Below are 18569 nucleotides of genomic sequence, written 5' to 3'. Positions count from 1 at the left end.
GGATCCGGGAGGACGGCGGCTAGGCCCGGGCGGCGAGCGGGGCGCCCGCCGCCGGGCTGACCGCCTCGGGCGCCTCGGCCACGAGGGGGCGCAGCCAGCGGGTCAGCCGGAGCGGGTCCGGTGCGTCGGCACCGCGACGCCTGATCTCGCGGTGCAGCGCGGCGACGAGTTCCGGCATCTGGTGCAGCGCGGCGGTCTCCCCGTCCGCGCCGTCGCCGCTCAGCTCGGTGAGGATCGCCAGACCGACCCAGGACCGTGGCTCGTCCGGCTGGTCGAGGATCTGGCGGAGGTAGGCGGCGCGGGCGGTCGCGTGGTCGCCGAGGATCTGCGCGATGTCGCCGGCGGACGCCTGTGGTACCTGCGTGGTCACCTGGGCCGGGTCGGTGCAGAGCTGGTCGAAGCCCTCCGGATCTGCCATCTGGAGTCCGGCCAGGTCGAATCGGACGTTGTGGGTCGAGGTCCAGCCGACGTCGTGGGTCAGCACGGCGGAGATCGGCCCGGGTGAGGCCGCCGCCCCGGCCAGCCAGTCGTCCGCCAGCCGGCGCACCCGGTGCGGATCCGGCATCCGGTTGCGCAGGCGCCAGCCGAGCCGGTGTTCGGCGGTGACCTGCCGGGCCAGCGAGGCCGCAGCCGGGGAGACGGGTTCCGCGAGCCAGCGGCGCTGCCGTTCGGTCAGCGTGGCGAGGAACCGCCGGCCCTCCTCGGTCAGGTTCGGGACCCCGTGCAGCAGCTCGGTGGTCTGCCAGACCATGGAGCGCCAGCGGGCGAATTCGAAGTCGGCGAACCGGGCGGCGGCGTCGCGCTGGACGTGCCGTTGCACCCGCCAGAAGTCGGTGACCCCGAAGAAGGCGTAGACACCGTGCAACAGCCCGCCGAGCGGCCGGGGATCGTCGCGCCACGGGGCGTAGTGCCGAGGTTCTGAATCGGCGTGGTGCAGCGGGATCAGGTCGAGCAGCGCCCCGAGTTTGGCGTGCTGCCACTCGTGTACCAGCGCCGCCGCCAGGGCGAGTGGATCGGTAGGTGGGGTCAGGGACACGGCGCCGAACGACTCCATGGCGGTCGCGTTGACGCCGTAACTCTCCTCGGGGGCGACCAGCGGGACGATCGTGGTGAGTCCCGCGGCGATCCCCTCGGCGTAGCCGGGGTGTGACCGCACGAGCACCGGCCACGCCTCGTCGAGGGCCGCCTGCCACCCGGCCAGCTCGGGGTCGGAGAGCCGGCCCGCCGCCCGGAGTTGGTGGACGTCGCGCCACGGGTCGAGGTCGTCGACGATCAGCCGCAGCGTGCGGTCGGCGGCCTGGGCCGCGATCGCGCGCAGGCCGGACCAGCCGGGCGCGTCCGCCGACGGGTCGGTGGGTACCAGGACCGGGCCGATCCGCAGCCGGCCGTCCTCGGCGGTGACGGTGACGCTGCCGGTCCCCGACTCGGCGCGTCCGTACGTCGGCAGCATGACCTGGCCGTCGGTGCTGGACAGCTCGATCGTGAAGTCCAGCCCGGCCCGGGCCGCCGCGGCCGCGGCGATCTCGCCCAGCCGGCCGACGTCGCGGGAGGCCGCGACGGTGCCGACGGTGGCGCCGGAGCGGCGACTGCGGGGCGGCACCGTGGCGGGGCCGGCCCGCAGGCGCCGGAGTGTGACCGTCAGCCAGGAGCCGACGTGCGGAGCGAGCAGTACCTCGTCGACGGCCTCCGGCCGGTGGGCCTGGGCGCGGACGAGCAGCTCCAGCGAGGCCTCGGTGGCCGGGGACGGGTCGGCGTCCAGCAGTGCCCGCAGCAGGAACAGCCGCCGGCTGAGCTGGCCGCGGCGGAGCCGGGCGATCGTCTCGGCGTCGCCGTGGCCCGCGGCGAGCTGGCTGAAGGACTGGGCGGGAAGTCGGATCACGTCGGTCACGCGCGTTGCCTCATCACTCGGGCGACATCGGCCTGTACGCGGCCGGCGATGTGGTCGATCAGATATCGCAGGTCGGCGCAGTAGACCGAGGGATTGCGGAATCCTGAGCCCTTACGGTATCGGTGCGGATAGTACCCTCCACCACAGACCGGATGAACCGAACAATCAAGACACGCCGGAGCGAGTGCCTTCGCGCCGATCTGTCGGGCGATGACGGCCGGGTGCCGCAGGGCGGCGTCCAACGGGTGATCGGCCAGGGTGAGGCCGGTGGCCGGGGCGCCCTCGTAGGCGGAGCGCAGCGTGTCGACCTGTTCGAGCGACCCGTCGACGTCGATGACGATCACACCGACGGGGCTCAGTCCGATCTGCTCCGACCTGCTGTGGCCGCCCAGTACGCCCACGGCGATCTCTTCGAAGAGGCGGAGGCGGGTCTCCCGCCGGGGCGCGTCGTACCACCGGTCGAAGACGGCGACGAGCCACTCTCCGTACCGGGTGCTGGTGTCGGGCGGACGACCCGGCGGTGGCTCGCTCCAGTTGCCGTGCGGCAGCAGGAAGTCCAGGGCCGGGGGCTGGTACGCCAGCAGCGTCTCGTAGGTCTCGACCGGATCGTTGCGCAGGTCGATGACGCTGAGTATGCCGGCGAACAGGTCGGACTGCTCGCGCAACAGCCGCAGCGCGCGGTCGACGGCGGGGAAGCTGCTCCGGCCGCCGAGGTGCCGGCGGTGCCGGTCGTTGGCCACCCGGCCACCGTCCACGCTGACCCCGACCCGCAGGCCGGCGGCGCGCAGCAGGCGCAGGCGTTGCTCGGTCAGGCGGGTGCCGTTGGTCTGCACGGTGAACTGTGCCGCCGTCCCGGGCGACAGCGCCGCACGCAGCGTGCTGACCACCCGCTGCAACGTGGCGGGTGGAGCGAGAAGCGGCTCGCCGCCGTGCAGGATGACCCGGATCGTCGACAGGCGGTGGTCGCGGGCGTGTTCGGCGATGCGCCGGGTCGCCAGGTCGACGACCTCGTCGGGCATGAAGACCGTCCGGCCCCGCCAAGAACGGTCGGCCAGCTCGTACATGTAGCAGTAGTCGCAGGCGAGGTCGCACCGACTGTGCAGCTTGACGACAAAGTCGTGGAACGGGGTGGGCCGCCAACCGGCCGGTGCGATGTCGAGCGGTGACTCGCCGAGCGGCCACTCGGACGCCGGAGGAAGTGACGGTGGCGCGGTGGTGACCACGACGGGGTTCAGATCGCGGAGGTGAAACCAGCGACGGGGTCCTGCGGTCGGTCCAACTCGTCGAGAATCCGCTCCAGGCAGTGCACGAACGCGCCCTGCCTCGCCTCCCGGAGTTCGGCGAGGCTGATCTTGCTCACATCCAATTGGTGAGACAGATAATCATCGACCGTGGTTTCCATCGGTTCCTCTATAGGACAATCGCACGCTAGTGATCCTGACCGGCTCCGAACGCGGCAGCTGGAGACGGAGCAAATTACCTAAACTAGCCCAAGATACCAGTGGATGCCGGACAGCCGGGTCAGTCTACGGCCGACGCCCCGCCCCGGACAGTCCATAGCCGGCGCGCGCACCGTGAGCTGTCCGATTTCTGGCAATGGTCGCGGAAGTCGCGGCGCCGCGTCCGCCGCCATCCGGCGGATCGCCCGCGGCAAACCTCCGCCACCGCGTCCGCTCGTGACGCCGTTGTTCGAGACGGCCGCTGGAAAGCCAGCCACCGTGGCAGATCACGCAATCAGAGCCGCTGAACGGCCAAGGTCAGGTACGCGGATCTGCCGCCGAGCGGCCGCGCTGGCTAGGCCTGCTCCTCGCTAAACGGCTCGTCGCTCCACCGCCACCACGCCTCGTTGCCATCGCTGTGAAGTAGGAACTCAGGAACCTCCTGGCCGTCCGGGTACCGAAGCGTCACGGTGTTCCGAACTGCCTCGTATGCGCGCTCCCAGGACTCCGCGTCCTCATCAACGCCATCGAGCAGCCGCAGCTCCTCGGCGAAGAGCGTCCGGACCTCCGCAAGCCCTTCCCTCGTCGTCGCTGCCCTGAACAGCGGCGGTCAGCGCGGGGCGTGATCCAGTGCTCTTCGATCGCGATCAAGTTGCCGATCAACACCTGTCCTCCGATGTCCGGCTGCGGGCCGACATGCTCTCCCGGTCGCCGCTGGACCGCACGTTGCTGTACCGGTGCGTCGGTTGAGTAGCCTCCCTGGTCCCGCCGTCCACGGTTGAGGTCGTGTGATGACACGACGTAGATGAACGTGGGTGACGAAGGCCTCCGGTTGTGGAGTGGAGCTGTCCAGGAACCGCTCCGGCAACCAGGAGGCCTTCGTGTTTCACGCTGACGCCGCTTTGACTCAGCTTGAGGGGCCGGAAGCCGCCCCACCGAGGGTCACCTTGAGGATCTTCTCGTTGCTGTTGTTCGGAATGCTGTCCTTGTCCCCGCCGGTGCTCGTGGTCAGCCACAGGTTGCCGTCGACGGTCGGTTCGACGGTGCGCAGCCGGAAGTACGTCCCGACGAAGTACTGCTGGACGTTGGTGAGCGTGTTGCCGCTGATCTCCGCACGGTACATCCGGTTGCCACGCAGGCAGGCGATATAGAGCACGTCCCGGACGATCGCGATGCCGCTACACGAGGCCTCGGCCACCGGGTACGTCCGGATCGGGGCCCTGAAGTTCGGGTTGGCGCAGTCGCCGGAGGTGCCCTCGCAGGCGGGCCAGCCGTAGTTGCCGCCCTTGACGATGATGTTGGTCTCGTCCACGACGTTGTTGCCGAACTCCTGCTCGAAGAGCCGCCCCTGGGAGTCGAAGGCGAGTCCCTGCGGGTTGCGGTGGCCGTAGCTCCACACGTAGTTGCCGAAGGGGTTGTCCGCCGGCACGGTGCCGTCGGGGTTGAGCCGCAGCACCTTGCCGCCCAGGTTGTTGGTGTCTTGGGCCAGGTCCGGGTTCTGTCCGTCGCCGGCGGCGGCGTAGAGCTTGCCGTCGGGGCCGAAGCGCAGCCGGCCGCCGTTGTGGTACTTGTTGCGCGGGATTCCCGTAACGAGCACCTGCTCGGTGCCGGTTTGCAGCGTGCCGTCGTAACGGATGCGCACGATCCGGTTGTCGGTCGTGGTGGTGTGGTAGATGTACAGCCAGCGGTCGGTGGTGAAGTTGGCCGAGACGGCCAGCCCGAGCACGCCGCCCTCGCCGTTGGTGCCTGCCACGTTCGGCACGGTGCCGATGCTGTGCTTATCGGTGCCGTCCGGGTTCATGGCGACGATGTCGAACAGGTCGCGCCGGCCGTAAAGGACGGTGCCGTCGGGCAGTTGCACCAGGCCCCAGGGAAGGTCCTTCTCGGTGGTGATCACCGTGGCGCCGCAGACCGGGCTCGTGCAGCCTGAGCCGGTGTGCGCGCTGACCGCGGCGCTCGCCCCCGAGACATTGCCCTGGGCGTCCCGGGCGGTCACTGTGTACCGGTAGTCGGTGTCGGGCGTCAACCCGGTGTCGGTGAACGTGGTCGCCGGCGGGTTGCCGGCAGTGCCGGTGGTGGAGCCGACCGCCGTACCGTTGCGCAGGATTGTGTAGCCGGTGACCGCGACGTTGTCGGTGGAGGCCGACCAGTTGAGGGTGACGGCCGTGCCGTTGACCGTCGCGGCCAGGTTGGTCGGCGTGCTGGGCGGAGACGTGTCCTGCTGGCAGAACGGCGGGGTGACCGAGAGCGTGGAGCTGGCCTGCGAGACGTTGCCGGCGGCGTCGCGGGCGTTGACGTACCAGCCCCAGGTGACACCCTGCACGACGCTGAGCGTGGCGGTCAGCGTCCGTCCCGAGACCGAGGTGACGAGCTGGCCGTCGTGGTAGATGTCGTAGAAGGTGACGCCGACGTTGTCCCGGGAGGCGTACCAGGAAAGCGTGACGGACTGGCAGGTCAGCCGGCTGCTGCGCAGGCCGATCGGCCGGGTGGGCGGGCTGGTGTCGGCGGCGAGCCAGGCCGTTTGCCGGCTCCCGGTCGCCGGTGCGGCCGCTGCGGCGTTGGCGGGTACGCCGGTCAGGACGGTGCCGGCGCAGACCAGCAGGGCGAGCGGGACGCGGTGTCGGAGCTGGTGAGGACTAATCCGCACGGGTGCTTTCCTTCCCGGGGTTCTTGGTCAGTACGGGTAGCCGGGGACATTGAGCCGCACGCTGTACAGGCCCGAGTCGTTCGTTCGGCCGGAGGTGATGTAGAGGGTCTGCCGGTCGGGTCCGCCGAACGCCACGTTGGTGGTGCCGGTGCCGCCGGAGCGGATCGTGCCGAGCTGCGCGCCGGCGGGCGAGTAGACGTGGATCAGCCCGTCCGAGCCGGAGGCCCAGTACACGTTGCCGGCGCAGTCGATGGTGACCCCGTCGGGACCGCCGAGGTAGTTCACGAAGACGCTGCGGGCGCCGGTGCTGCCGTCGGGCTGGACGACGTACTTGTAGATTTTGTTCTCGGAGTAGGCGCCCACGTAGAGCGTGCTGCCGTCCGGGGAGAGCGCGATGCCGTTGGGTTGCCGCAGCCGGTCGTCCACCAGCGACACCTGGCCGCCAGAGACGCGGAAGACACTGGTACGTCCGCTCATCTGGTCGGGTCGGTTGCCGCGTTGGAAGTTGGGGTCGGTGAAGTAGACGACGCCGTCGGAGCGGACCGTGACGTCGTTGGGTGAGTTGAACGCCCGGCCCTGGTAGTCGGCGGCGCCGGTGCTGCGTGCCTGGTCGCTCAGCCGGTATGCGGAGACGTTCCGCTGGTCGTGGGTGGCGGCGATGATCTGCTGGGCGTCAGGGCTGAGTGCCAGGCCGTTGCTGCCGGCGTTGGCGATGAAGGTGTCGAAAGTCGCCGGCGGGGTGAACCGGCGGATCGTGGAGGGCTGCACGTTGTTCGGCCCGGTGCCCGCGGCCATGTCGGACATCAGCAGGTAGCCGCCATCGGCGATCCAGACCGGTCCTTCGAGGAACGAGAATCCGCTCTGGATCTTCGTCGCGGACACGGAGCTGGCCGGCAGGGGCGGGCCGTAACCGGTGCCGCCCGGGCAGACCCCGGGGGGCGCGCCGGGTGGGCCGGCGAGCAGGTTGGTGTGAACGTTCACATCAGCGGCGTCCCGAGGTGCCGGGGGCGCGGGTGCCGCACCGGCGGGGCCTGGTGCGGTGGTGAGCGCCAGGCACAGGCCGGTGAGTGCGGCGATGGTTGGACGCCAGGTCATCGGGTACTCCAATCGGAGTCGGTGAATGCGAGGCCCGCGGTTGCCTGGACTGACCCCCCGGCCGCCAACACCTCTTATCGATCACTATCGATGCATATATGACGCAGCTTAGGCGAGGAAGCAGCGCCTCGCATCAGTTCCCCACGATCACCTTTGGCGCATGCCCCGAAGGCGCCGATGACCTGGCCGGGTCGGTGGGGCCCGGCCCTCACCGACCCCGGTACACGAGCCGCTCAGCCCGTCGTGCCGGTCGCTGAGCTTCCAGACCTGGTCACCCGGTAAATCACGGTGGCGCCGCTCCAGGGTCGGACGGGCCCGGGTCGCCGCGACGCCCCGTGCAGGCATCGCTAGGTGCTCCCACTCGATCAGTTTGGTGAGACGGCTGACGGGTGCCCGAAGGGAGTGGTCGAGCCAATCAGGTTCGGCGTTGTCTACAGAGCGATGCGGTTGCCGACCGATCGCTGGACCGGACCGGTGTACTCGGTGAGGCTGAAGCGGCGATGCCCATCCGTGGGATGAACGGTGACGGCGACAACGCTCTCGTCTTCAAATCGCAGCGTGAAGACGGGGTCGAGTTCGCACAGGAATGCAAACGCCTCGCGGTCTTCGTCGCTGTCGCTGACCAGGCGACCATTCGCCTCCCAGCCGCCGGTGGCGGCGGCGATCACGACGACCACCTCGACGCTGTCGAGCAGAGTGGACGAGTTCGCCAACCAGTCCAGCCAGCAGCGTTCCTCGAAGCGGTCCATGCCGTCACCCTTTCAGGGCGAGGCCCGGACGGCTGCCTGCCTGTCGGGTCTCGGGACGTGCGTGACGGAGCAGTCTCAGGACGTGCGTGACACGTCCGGCTAGACGATCTTGTCTGCCTCCATCCATTCAAGGCGGCCCGCAACGGGCCGCACGCGCCGCCGCCTGGGCGCGCGCCGGCCGCTGCCGCTGTCGCTCTGCGGCCGTCACGCCTGATGCCCGGCGGCTGGCGCGGACAGCGGGAAGCCCGGAGGGCCGCCGCAGAACGACAGGGAGGTTGACCGGTGGTGTGGCCGGCAGCCAGCCGGGCCGCGCGGCCAGCAGCCCGCGCGGCGTAGGGGAGCGCACGCCGGCCGTGTCGGCGAGCTGGCCGGCGGTCGCGCGGCTGCGGTCAGAGCGCCTCCGGCGGGGGCGCAACGACTCCAGGATGGCCGGGGCTTCGCCAGCGGGTCACGGTCCGTGGGTGGTTGCGGTAGGCCATCCCGCCTGCCACCGACCCAGGGCAAGCCGAGCAGACCACCGCTCCCTAGAAGGCGGGTCGGCGGCATACGGGATGGGTCGAAGTGGCGGCTAGCTAGCCTGGGGTCACTTGGCGGTGAGCTTGTCGACGTCTGGGGCGTAGACGGTCATCCAGTGCGGGTGTAGCCGGTAGTAGACCACGTCGTTGTCCCAGTCGAAGGCGTCGTCGCCGTAGAAGTCCTTGAAGTAGTTGAGCAAGTCTGGCCAGTCCGCGGCAGCCTCACTGTCCTGAGGGTTGAGGATCTCGACCGTACCGTGCGTGAAAACGCCCAAGTCCTCGCCACGCATGTGCGCGACGCTGCCGGCCGGCCGGGCGGCGAGGTGGCGGGCCTTGGCGGCGCTGGGCGCCGTCCCGAAATGCCACTTGCCGTGTAGGAAATGCCCGTCCACGCCGCTGATCCGCGGCTCGCCCTTCGCCGTCACGGTGGAAAGGGCAAGGGTGCACATGCCGGTGAGTACCTGGGTGAGCTGCTCCGCGGTCAGGGTGCGCTCAGTGATGATTGAGCGAAGATGCGAGGTGGAGCGGGACAGAGAGGAGTCCAGGAGACTCTGGAGCTCTTTGAGATCTTCCGGCGTTTCGCGCATCGAGGTCCTTATCTATTCGTAAGGCCGGTTCACGTCCACCACCGACGCCGACCGGTGAAACCATGCTCGATCAAAAACCTGACACCTTGTGTCGTACTTCTTTTCTCAGCAGTGATTAATCACGCGGGGCGTCTCAATGCACCTGCCGCAGCGGCGGGCGCGCCCGAGTCAGCCGGGGGAGGAGTCGGCTGAGCGCTGGGAAGAGGCCTTGGGCCACTTCGGGGCCAAGCGTGCACAGCTCCTGGCGGCGCTCACCGTCAGCCGTCGTCGTAAGCGGGTATTTAAAGATCATCGGGCACAGATCCGGCACAACCGCGAAGACGCATGCGAAAGGTTAGGGCAGGTCGATGAGTCCTGATCGTTGCCTGGGGTCAAGGGGTCGACGACGACCAGGTCTAGGCCTAAGAGTGGGAGCTGGCGCGGAATGATCAAGCGCCCCGTCAGCGAGTCACTGCACGTACGTCCTGGTAGAAGCAGGACTCGTTGGCTGAGCGCTACTCCCTTCCTAAACCGTTTGCGACAGCAGCGGTAACAGCAACCGGCCGGGACGAGGGCAGCCGCCAGCGGCCGAGCACGTACAGCCGCTCGAGGTCGCAAACGTGGACGGACCCTGCCGAACGGAGCGCCCAGAACTTGCAAGGAGAGGTCGAAGTGCCTGCCAGGACGCAGTGAGTCTGCCGGCGTCTGAGGGGTTATGAGGGGGCCTGGGGGTCGGTAGCGTTGGGCGTGATTGCGGCCGATGGGTCGGTGGTGCATTCCCGCGCTACGCGAGGAGGTTCCGGGTGGATGCCTTGCCGGAGTTGACGTTCGGGCAGCGGTTGAAGGTCTACCGCGAGCGGTCCGGGAAGACTCGTGCGGTGCTTGGTGGGTTGGTGGGGCGCAGCGCCGAGTGGGTTAAGGCGGTGGAGACGGATCGGATCCTGCCGCCGCGTATTCATATGCTGGATCGGATCGCGCGTGCCCTCAAGGTCGAGGTGTCTGCCTTGGTCGGAGAGTTGAGTGATCGTTCGGCCGTGATCAACGGGCCGGAGCATCCGGCGCTGGCGTCGGTTCGGGATGCCGTGAACCGCTTTGCGATCTCCGGAGACATCCCCGTGGAGTCGTTGACCAGTCTTCGGGGGCGGCTTGCGGCGGCGTGGCGGGCCCGTCATCAGGCGTCGGATCACCGGACGGTGCTGGGTGGGTTGTTGCCGGGGTTGCTGCAGGATGTGCAGCGTGCCGCGTTGGCGTACGAGGGTGCCGAGCGGAGGCAGGCGCAGGCGTTGTTGGCGGAGACGCTTGGATTGGCGCAGATGTTCCTCGCCTACCAGCCTGCTGCGGAGTTGCTGTGGCGGGTTGCGGACCGGGCGATGGTGGCGGCGCAGGAGTCCGGTGATCCGGAGGCGATTGCCGGTGCGGCGTGGTTCCTGTGCCAGGTGCATCGGGACGCCGGGGACTGGGACACCGCGATGGCGGTGACGCTGGACGTGCTGTCGGCTCTGGAGTCGCGGACGGCCGACGGAAGCATGAATCTGCTGGCACTGTGGGGATCTCTGAACTTCGAGGCCGCGTACACGGCCGCTCGTGCTGGTGAGGAGGGGCGCGCCTGGCGGTACTGGGATCGCGCGGACCGGGTGGCGCAGCGACTGCCGCAGGGCTTCTACCAGCCGCAGACGTCGTTTTCCCGCGTCATCATGGGTGCTCACGCGGTGACGGTTGCGGTGGAGTTGCAGAAGTCGGGTGAGGCGGTTCGGCAGGCACGCCGCCACGACTCGGCGGCGATTCCGTCGAGGCCACGACGGGCACGGCATCTCATCGAAGTCGCGCGGGCGCACTACGGCAAGGACGACAAGGAAACGGCCGTAGCAACCCTCCAGCAGGCGTACGAGGCGGCGCCGGAGACGATCCGCTTCAACGGGTACGCCCGACAGATCACCCTGGACCTGCTCGACGGTCCGCGGTCTACTCGCGATGATGCCCGTGACCTCGCGGTGAAAGTTGGCCTGGTCTCGTGATCTAGGGGTAGGAACCTTACCCATTCGGCACTGCGACTGTACGTAGCGTCGCCCTCACGGGATGCGGCGGGCGGTGCGGCAGTCGCCTGGTCGCCGCGTCCCCCTCATTAGAGGGTGGTGATGCCGCCCTCCTGAACGACGAGGGAGGGCGCGTGCGGCGCGTCTCGTACGACGAGTACCTCTCGGCCACCGCGTTGACCTTTGCCCGACGGCATCGGCCGGTGTGGTCGTGGCAGCTCTGGCGGCACATCTGCCGCTGCGGGGCCGACTTGCCCTGCCGTGGCCGGCACCGGATTCCGATCAATCGGGGCCACTGGCCGCAGGTGGGCGAGCAGTGAACGCCGGCCAGGAGCAGACGATTCTCGCGGTGCACGTCCGAGGGCTGGACGGCATGTGTGTTGGTTGCCGGGCGTGGTGGGCGCGGCTCACGCCGTACCCGTGCTGGCAGGTGGAGTGGGCGACCAGCCGGCAGGCCCGCGCGAGCGTGGTCCGGTTTCTCGGCGGTGTGTGGTGACCAGCCACGGTCCGGTCCTGCCGACCTGGAGCTGCGGCGGTTGCGATCTACCTTGGCCATGCCGGACCCGCAGGCGGGAGCTGCGTGCGGAGTACGCCGACGCTCCGGTGTCGCTGGCCCTCTACCTCGGTGCCTATCTCGTCCAAGCCGCCGAGGACATGCCTTGGGCGCCGGCCGGCGCGCTGCATCGCCGCTTCATTGGCTGGACCAGGCGACTGCCGGAAGTACAGCAGCGATGTACAGCAACCATGCCGGCCGAACCAGACCGGCATGAGCGTCACCAGGCCGGGTGACCTCGTATGACACCCGATCCAACCGGCTCGTCGAGAGTTCACACCGAAGAGGTCGCTTGAGTCCGTCTCTGGTCGCCTTGGCCCAGCAGACGAGATCCGGAACATGCGCGGATTTGATCAAGGGGCGTGCCGGGGAGCCCTCGTGTGTATGTCCTGGTAGGGCGAGATCGGCGGTCACCACCACCGCGATGATCAACGCGAGCGCGTCGACGGGTCGTCGAGCACATCAGCAGCCGGTGGCGTACATGACGGACGGCGCGACGATGTGTCCAGAAACACACACTGGCATCTGTGCGCAGGTCGTCGCACTGGCCGATCTCTCTCGGTAGCCCCTCGCGTACTTACGGTCCGATAAATGACATAGATACATAACGATTCCATCGGTAGCTTCAACTCTCGATGACAGCCGTCGCCGAGCAGCATGAAGACGGCTTCGAGAGCGCCGGAAACGGTTGCTGAACAGGGGGAGTCAGCCGGATGGATTCGTCACGCAAAATCGGGTGTCCGCGAAGCCTGAGACGCCTGGGGGCCGCCGCACTGGCTGCGGCCGTCGCAACAATCGCCTTACTCACCGCTCCCGCGGGTGCTCCCGCCTGGGCGAACCCCTCGCCGGCTCGGATCAGCGGCTCCGATCTGAGCACCAGCAGTGCGCCTGCCCCGGTGCGGCTGCCGGGCGACAAAGCGGTGCGCAACTACACGCCCACACAGTTGAAGTCGTTCGAGCGAACCGGCGGAGACCCCGAGGTGCTGGCGTATTGGACGCCGGAACGGATGAAGGCAGCCAAGTCGCTGGATGCCCCCGGAGATGCGGAATGGGTCGAGAGCAAGGCCCGCGCCGTCGCCAGCAAGACGGCCGACGTCGCGGCGAAGCCGGTTGCCGCTCGGATCTCGCAGCGCGTGACCAACGCCCCGCCACCGGTGACGAATTTCTCGATCACCAATGGCAAGTTGTTCATCGGTGGCTACGAAAGCGGCTCATGGTGCTCGGCGTCGGCGATCAACACCTCGTCCAAGCGGGTGCTGATCACCGCCGGTCACTGTGTCCATGGCGGACAGGGCGGCACCTGGCTGCAGAACCTCGTCTTCGTGCCGGGATACAACGCCTTCAACACCGACCACGACCCGGTCGGCCGCTTCCAGGCGTACTGGCTGCGGACCTTCAACGAGTGGATCAACAACAGCAACCTCAACCGGGACGTCGGCTTCGTGACCACCTACTCCGGCGGCGACTGGAACACGACAGTCGTCAACACCATCGGTGGGCACGGCCTGGTCTACAACGGTGGCACGGAGTTCGACACGTCGATCTTCGGATATCCGGGCAACCGTGACGGCGGCAACGTCATGTGGGCTTGCTGGGGCACTGCCACCGACAACAGCATCTTGGACAACAAATCCAAAATCACCTGCAACTTTGGAGGTGGCTCCTCGGGCGGACCGTGGACCTGGAACTACGACAACGCCAGCGGACTCGGCTCGGTCCGCTCGGTCATGTCCACGGTGAACAGCGATGGCGTCAACAAGGGGCCGTACTTCGACCAGGCTGTCGTCGACGCGATGAACGCCGCCAACGCTGATTGGTAAGTTGAACCGATGAGAATGCGGCCACCACTTCCACTGGCTGCCTGGCTGCTGGCTGTGGTGGCCGCACTGAGCGCCTGCGGCTCCGCAGCCGAGCCCGGCAGTGACACATCAGGCGTCCGAGCGCCGACCGGACCGACACGGCCGGATGCGTTGCCGACCCGGAGCGGCCTAATCGACGCGCAGGTTGTTCAGTGGCGCGACTGGCGCAGTGTCGACGATCGAACCCTTGAGGTCACCGTGACGGCCGGACCCGCCGACTGTTACGGCGCCGAGCCGGAAGTGACAGAGAGCGAAACGGCAGTGGGCATTCGGATCCGCGTCGGACTGCTACCCGAGGCGGCCGGCAAGGAGTGCTTAGCAATCGCCAAGGAGTCGGTGGTTCCGGTGCAACTCACCTCCGCCCTGGGCAACCGCAAGGTCGAACCTCTGAGCTGACGCCAGCTCGGCAGGCGACAGCCGTCGCCTGCCGAGCTGCACCACACGCTCGGGTGAAGCGTTCGACATTGCCGTGGTACGAGGTCGGTAGGGGCGGGTCTTCTGGGGCCTGGCGTGCCGCGACGCGTACCCGTCCCGAGCCGGTCCGATGGTCGCCACCCGCTTCGGTGTCGGGACGCCCGCAGGGGGACGGGACCTGCAGACGCTGCCCAGGCTCAGCCGTACGCCTTGGCGAACGCCTTGACAACCTCGGCGGGGGCTTCGACGGTTTGGTCGGTAGCGGGCCCTTCAATGGTGACCGGCAGGCCGAAGTCGGAGTAGGTCGCCGTGATGCCATTCATGAAGGCTGAGTCGATCGCGCTGAGGTTGATGAATATGTAAGTGAGCCGGCCTTGGTCGTCGACCTTGGCGTTGAACGGGACAGCTTTGGCCTTCTCCCCGTACCTCCTGAAAAGGTCCCCCTGCGTGCCGGGTGACTTGGTGATGTCAAAGGTGCCCGTGAAACCAAGCTGACCGTTCCGCTCGACGTCGGTCACGGCCTTGATCAGGTCATTGACGCCGGCCAGGTCGCCATCGACCATGTCGGAGAAGGTGCTGCCCTCCTCCACGTTTGCTGCATCAATGTGCATCCATTTATTGGGCAGGGCTGGCAGGCGGGTGAAGCTGTGCAACTGCACTGCGCCCGCCAGCTTCACGTACACAGCGCTGCCCAGCTGAACAAAGTCGACTGTCATGCCTTGGTCGCCAATTGGGCTGATCCACTTCATGGACACCTTCTTGGCGGTCGGATCCACGACCCCGCTGATCTCCAAACCGTCCGGCCCGGTCTTCCTGCTCACCTTGAAGGTTTCCTCATCGAGCTTCTGTATTGCGCCGGCGAACGAGTCGAGCGCATTGACCTGTGATGCTGAGGCGGGTGCTGTGGTGTCCGCGCCGCCACCGTCGGTGGCGTTGTTGCAGCCGGCGACCCCGAAGCTGAGCGCAATGACGAGGCACAGCCCAGTGATCGCCGACCGTCGCGTCCTCATGTGGTTCCTTCCTCCCAAACTGACGGAGTGGGCTGGCGGCACCAGCCATGATCAATGAAATCGGTTCCGTCAGCAGTGGCCACGTATCTGGAGGGATGTGCGGCTTGCCGCGCGGACGTGCGAATCGGCGGTGACCGCCCGGGTGAGGGCCACCGCCGATCACGTGGTCGAACCGCTCAGGCGGCCGAGCAGGCGGTGTCCAGTTCCTTGATGGCGGCTTCCAGGGCCTTCTTGCTGGGCTTGGCGTCGGCGGACTTGTTGTACGCGTCGCTCAGGCTCATCATCTCATTCTGGATTTTTTCGGATGCGGCGGTGACTGCCTCGTTGGCGTCCATCGAGTGCGCCAGGATCGCGACCGAACCGGCGGCCCACTGGGCACTGACCGCGAAGTGCCCGGCTGGCGGGCCGATCTTCTCGGCCTTCGTGACCTTAGCGGCGTTGTCCTTGATGTCGTTCTTGATGTCGGCGCAGGCCTTTACTGTGGCCGCGTCGGTGGTCGCGGTGGTGGCCGTACTGCCGGTCGGGGCGGCGCTCGAGGCTGCCGGGGACGGCGAGGTTGCGGTGCCCTCAGGTTTGGGCTGCGGATCGCAGCCGGCCATCGTGATCGCCGCCGCAACGGCCAAGCCAGTCAGGACGAGTCGAGTTCGGTTCATCGATGTTTCCCCCGTGATCTTCATGGTCGGCGCACGCTACCAGCCCCGGTCGTAGCGGTGGGGTCAGTTAATGGGCCGACGAGCACCGAGCCCTAGGTTTGGAGCTGGATGCGAGGCGCGTCGTGACTGTGGACCACGGGTGCCGCGCAGTGCTCGCAGGTGTCGGTCCGCGACGGTGTGGCTCCATCATGGATCACGTTGAGGTGCAGGTGGTCTCGGCGGGCGCGTGCTGGCGGACGAACCTGACCATGCGGTAGTTCGATCCACTCTGGAGGTACCGCAACATCATGTCAGGGGCGGTGCCAGCCGTTGTGCGGCATGACAAGGCAGGCGCCGATCAAGGTGCAGGTTTGCGATCGTTCACGAAGACGCCGGCACGTCTTTCGCTGAATAGTTTCCCCACCATGTTTTCCCGATTCCCCTGCCACTTCGGGGGGAACGATTTGTAGGAGGGGAAGATGCTCAGACATCGCGTGCTCGGCATCGGGCTTGCCGCACTGCTGGCGGTCTCCGTGTCCGCCGTTGCTTCTCCGGCCAGTGCAGCAGGGTCTGCAATGGCTGCCGGGACGATCCCCCAGCCGGTGCTCGATGCGGCGGAGGCTCTGGCCGGAAAGCAGGCCGCAGCGGTAACACCAACGTTCAGCCGGACGCCGTCCACTCGTGTCGCGGCAGCCGCCGAGAATGTGATCACCTGCACCGCGCGGGCCCAGTATCCACATGCGTCGACCGGCGGCAACGGCATCCCGGGCAGCATCGACGGCAAGGCGGACTCGTGGTGTGACGCGGTCATACCCTACATCGGCGCTCAGGTCGAGTTGTACCAGTACGTCCCGGGCAGCGGCTTCTTCTTGGTGTCGGTCGGAAGCCTGAATTCGGGTCCTGGGAACAAGACGTACACCGGTGTCGCCTTCACGATCTGCCAGGGTGTGCCGAACTACTACGTCACCAGGGGCATCCACACCTACACTGCTCCCGGCGGCTACTACCCCCCGTCGTTGAGGCTGGACACGCAGTCGCCCATCGTGCAGGTCAGCTGCTGAGGCGTACGCACGATGAACCGGCCGACCACCGCAGTGCCAGCGGCGGTCGGCCGGCTACGCCCGGCCTCGTCATGTCTCCCGCAACCGGTCGGCGAACGTCCAGGCGACGGCGGCGGTCAGGATCCGCACGCCGCGGGTCGAGGCGGGACGCAGCCCGATCAGCTCGTGTACGCGCCGTAGGCGATAGTCGAGCGTGCGGGTGTGGACGCCCAGCGCCCGTGCCGTCGCCGGTCGGGACATGTCGTGCAGGTAGTACGCGTCGAGGGTGCGGATCAGGTCCGGGCCGGCCTCGAGTCGGGTGACGAGTTCCCGCAGCCAACTGCCCATGTGTGGCGAGTGGACGGCTCCGAGTTCGACGAACCTGTCCGCGACGGTGTAGAGGTGCTGAGGTCTGCGCTCCGCCGACGTCAGTCGGCTGATTTGTCGAGCCTGGTCCAGCACACCGGCCAACTGGCCCACCGCTCCGACGGCCGCGCCGGCAGCGCACCGACGGCCGGAGCTCACGGCGATGCCACGGACCAGGTCCAGGGTGCGATCCGCCACCGGACCGTGGACGCCACCGTCGACGAGCCATGCCGACGTGGCCGCCGGTGCGTCGACCGATGCCGGTGTGACCAGTACCAACTCCGCCGGCCCGAGCCAGGACATCGGGATCCGCCAGGACGCCAGGGCCGTCGCGACGATGCGTTTCCGCTCCGGGGCGGCCAGGCCCGGCGGATCGAACCGAACAACCGTCACCAGCCACCGATGCCCGAGACGTACGCCGGCCGCCCGAGCGATGCCGATCGGCGGTGGTTCGTCGGCCAGCAGCGACCGCGCGAGCAACTGGACCTGAGCCGACATCGACCAGGTCTGCGCGACGCCACCAAGGTACCCGTCCAGGTAGGCGCAGCGGGCTCGGTTGCCCTCCCGCCCGAGCCAGTTGGCCATGTGGAGCACGTCCTCGGTGTTAGCCGGAGCAGCGGTCTCCACCACATCGCGCAGCATCAGTGCGGTATGCGTGCTGAGCGCCTGCCGCTGTGACGCCAGCGAGAGCCGATCCTCGCCTCGTCGTCGGCCGACGTCGCCGATGGCCGCCAGATCGTCCTCGTCGAGCGGCGTGTCGTCCCGTACGCGCTCCAGACTCACCCGTCTGATGAAACGCGCGAAGTCGAGCATGTGCGCGAGTTGCTCCGGTGACGGCGACGCGTACTCGGGCACCTCTCGCTGGTAGGTGTTGACGGCACGCAGGGCATTTACGTCAATCCGCCGCTGGAGCGCCATGATCAGATCCGGCACGACACCTCCTGTAAGGGACGTCGAACGCCTTTCGATTGATGTTCGCCGATCGTATCGTCGCGCCCTGAGGCAATCGGCGACTTGGCGACGGCGGCGTCCAGGCATGCGGATTCGAGTGCGTGCGCCTGCGGCACGATGCTCTCGATCAGCTAAGTTGCCGGCGTGGATATCCAGGTGCTGGAGGGTGCGCTCATTGAGGTGCCGACGGCCGATGCCAGCGGCATGGACCGGCGGGCGTTCGGTGAGTTCGTGGGGCCGCGTGAGGAGTTGGCCTCGTACGCGTTCGGCTGGTCCACCGGCTCGGACCCGCACGTAGCCCGTCTGTCCGTCGGGATCGGTGCCGGCAATCCCGGGGGTGGCACCTTCCACGCCGTCATCTTCGCCAACGAGGACGGTCACGCGTTCTCGCTCATCGACGAGCCTTTCGAGCGGGTTGCGCAGGGCGGTCCGGACCTGACCGCAGACCAGTCGCGTGCCCACGAGGACCTGCCGTTCGTCTGGTGGGTCACCGACCACGTCATGCAGCACGATCGGCGAGCATGGTGGATGCGGCATTGGCTGCTTGGCGCGGTCTGCATCCAGACCCCTGAGGTCTTTGAACGCCGTGAGCCTGTTCTGTTCGTCAGTCACGATGCGGACGACGGGGTCTGGCAGTTGATCGGAGCATCCGACGCGAGCGGCAGCAACGGCAAAGTCGGGCACCTGCATCATGCCGTCGACGAGGACCCCAGCCTGATCGACATTCTTGACCTGCCGCCCGGGCGCAGCGCGGCACGCGCTGGCGTCGGAAAACCCTGGACCGGAAAGGTCTAGCCTCGATCAGGCAACCG

15 protein-coding genes and 1 pseudogene are annotated in these 18569 nt (G+C 67.9%); 6 read left to right on the top strand and 10 right to left on the bottom strand.

All coding sequences use genetic code 11. The features are described 5' to 3' along the window. Positions 1-19: 19 nt before the first annotated feature. The 7 genes from F4558_RS18140 to F4558_RS18110 form a co-directional block, all read right to left on the bottom strand. Positions 20-1888: an HEXXH motif domain-containing protein gene (locus tag F4558_RS18140; protein WP_053653630.1), complete on the bottom strand. Its 1869-nt coding sequence runs from the start codon at positions 1886-1888 to the stop codon at positions 20-22. Then, positions 1885-3111 (bottom strand): FxsB family cyclophane-forming radical SAM/SPASM peptide maturase, encoded by a 1227-nt coding sequence (locus tag F4558_RS18135; RefSeq protein WP_167945237.1) that lies wholly within the window; start codon positions 3109-3111, stop codon positions 1885-1887. The genes F4558_RS18140 and F4558_RS18135 overlap by 4 nt, the downstream gene beginning before the upstream one ends. 8 nt (positions 3112-3119) lie before the next feature. Then, entirely contained in the window at positions 3120-3248 is a 129-nt protein-coding gene (gene fxsA, locus F4558_RS18130) for an FxSxx-COOH cyclophane-containing RiPP peptide (protein ID WP_231639982.1), read from the bottom strand. A 986-nt stretch (positions 3249-4234) separates the two neighbouring features. Next, the gene (locus F4558_RS18125) at positions 4235-5974 is read right to left on the bottom strand and encodes a PQQ-dependent sugar dehydrogenase (protein WP_082377357.1); all 1740 of its coding nucleotides are present in this window, start codon (positions 5972-5974) and stop codon (positions 4235-4237) included. Positions 5975-6001: 27 nt separating this feature from the next. Continuing rightward, on the bottom strand, positions 6002-7069 hold the full coding sequence (locus tag F4558_RS18120) for an SMP-30/gluconolactonase/LRE family protein (protein ID WP_053653632.1): 1068 nt from the start codon (positions 7067-7069) through the stop codon (positions 6002-6004). A gap of 431 nt (positions 7070-7500) precedes the next feature. Beyond that, entirely contained in the window at positions 7501-7818 is a 318-nt protein-coding gene (locus F4558_RS18115; RefSeq protein ID WP_053653635.1) for a hypothetical protein, read from the bottom strand. A 583-nt stretch (positions 7819-8401) separates the two neighbouring features. Beyond that, entirely contained in the window at positions 8402-8920 is a 519-nt protein-coding gene (locus F4558_RS18110; protein WP_053653637.1) for a pyridoxamine 5'-phosphate oxidase family protein, read from the bottom strand. Positions 8921-9702: 782 nt separating this feature from the next. On the opposite strand from F4558_RS18110, the gene F4558_RS18105 reads away from it, so the two are divergent. The 4 genes and pseudogenes from F4558_RS18105 (at position 9703) to F4558_RS18085 (ending at position 13740) form a co-directional block, all read left to right on the top strand. Further along, positions 9703-10914: a helix-turn-helix domain-containing protein gene (locus F4558_RS18105; RefSeq protein WP_053653639.1), complete on the top strand. Its 1212-nt coding sequence runs from the start codon at positions 9703-9705 to the stop codon at positions 10912-10914. A gap of 163 nt (positions 10915-11077) precedes the next feature. Beyond that, positions 11078-11428: pseudogene (locus tag F4558_RS32215) on the top strand (hypothetical protein); the annotation flags it as partial. 770 nt (positions 11429-12198) lie between these two features. Further along, positions 12199-13305, top strand: coding sequence for a trypsin-like serine peptidase (locus F4558_RS18090; protein WP_231639983.1), 1107 nt, complete (start codon positions 12199-12201; stop codon positions 13303-13305). 54 nt (positions 13306-13359) lie between these two features. Further along, the gene (locus tag F4558_RS18085; RefSeq protein ID WP_231639984.1) at positions 13360-13740 is read left to right on the top strand and encodes a hypothetical protein; all 381 of its coding nucleotides are present in this window, start codon (positions 13360-13362) and stop codon (positions 13738-13740) included. A 215-nt stretch (positions 13741-13955) separates the two neighbouring features. Here the strand turns inward: F4558_RS18085 and F4558_RS18080 are convergent, their stop codons facing one another. Beyond that, positions 13956-14768, bottom strand: a complete 813-nt coding sequence (locus tag F4558_RS18080) for a hypothetical protein (protein ID WP_053653647.1) — start codon at positions 14766-14768, stop codon at positions 13956-13958. A gap of 176 nt (positions 14769-14944) precedes the next feature. Next, positions 14945-15445 carry a hypothetical protein gene (locus F4558_RS18075; protein ID WP_157552365.1) on the bottom strand — a complete coding sequence of 167 codons (501 nt, stop codon included), beginning with the start codon at positions 15443-15445 and terminating at the stop codon, positions 14945-14947. A 434-nt stretch (positions 15446-15879) separates the two neighbouring features. Between F4558_RS18075 and F4558_RS18070 the strand changes: the two genes are divergently transcribed. Further along, entirely contained in the window at positions 15880-16461 is a 582-nt protein-coding gene (locus F4558_RS18070; protein WP_157552367.1) for a hypothetical protein, read from the top strand. A gap of 69 nt (positions 16462-16530) precedes the next feature. Here the strand turns inward: F4558_RS18070 and F4558_RS18065 are convergent, their stop codons facing one another. Further along, the gene (locus F4558_RS18065) at positions 16531-17739 is read right to left on the bottom strand and encodes a PucR family transcriptional regulator (RefSeq protein ID WP_053653654.1); all 1209 of its coding nucleotides are present in this window, start codon (positions 17737-17739) and stop codon (positions 16531-16533) included. Positions 17740-17913: 174 nt separating this feature from the next. Between F4558_RS18065 and F4558_RS18060 the strand changes: the two genes are divergently transcribed. Continuing rightward, on the top strand, positions 17914-18552 hold the full coding sequence (locus F4558_RS18060) for a hypothetical protein (RefSeq protein ID WP_312877357.1): 639 nt from the start codon (positions 17914-17916) through the stop codon (positions 18550-18552). Positions 18553-18569: the final 17 nt, after the last annotated feature.

It is taken from the genome of Micromonospora profundi (assembly GCF_011927785.1).
GTDB classification, from domain to species: Bacteria; Actinomycetota; Actinomycetes; order Mycobacteriales; family Micromonosporaceae; genus Micromonospora; species Micromonospora profundi.
The sequence above is the reverse complement of the archived record's forward strand: the minus strand, read 5'-3'. Positions and strand labels throughout refer to the sequence as shown.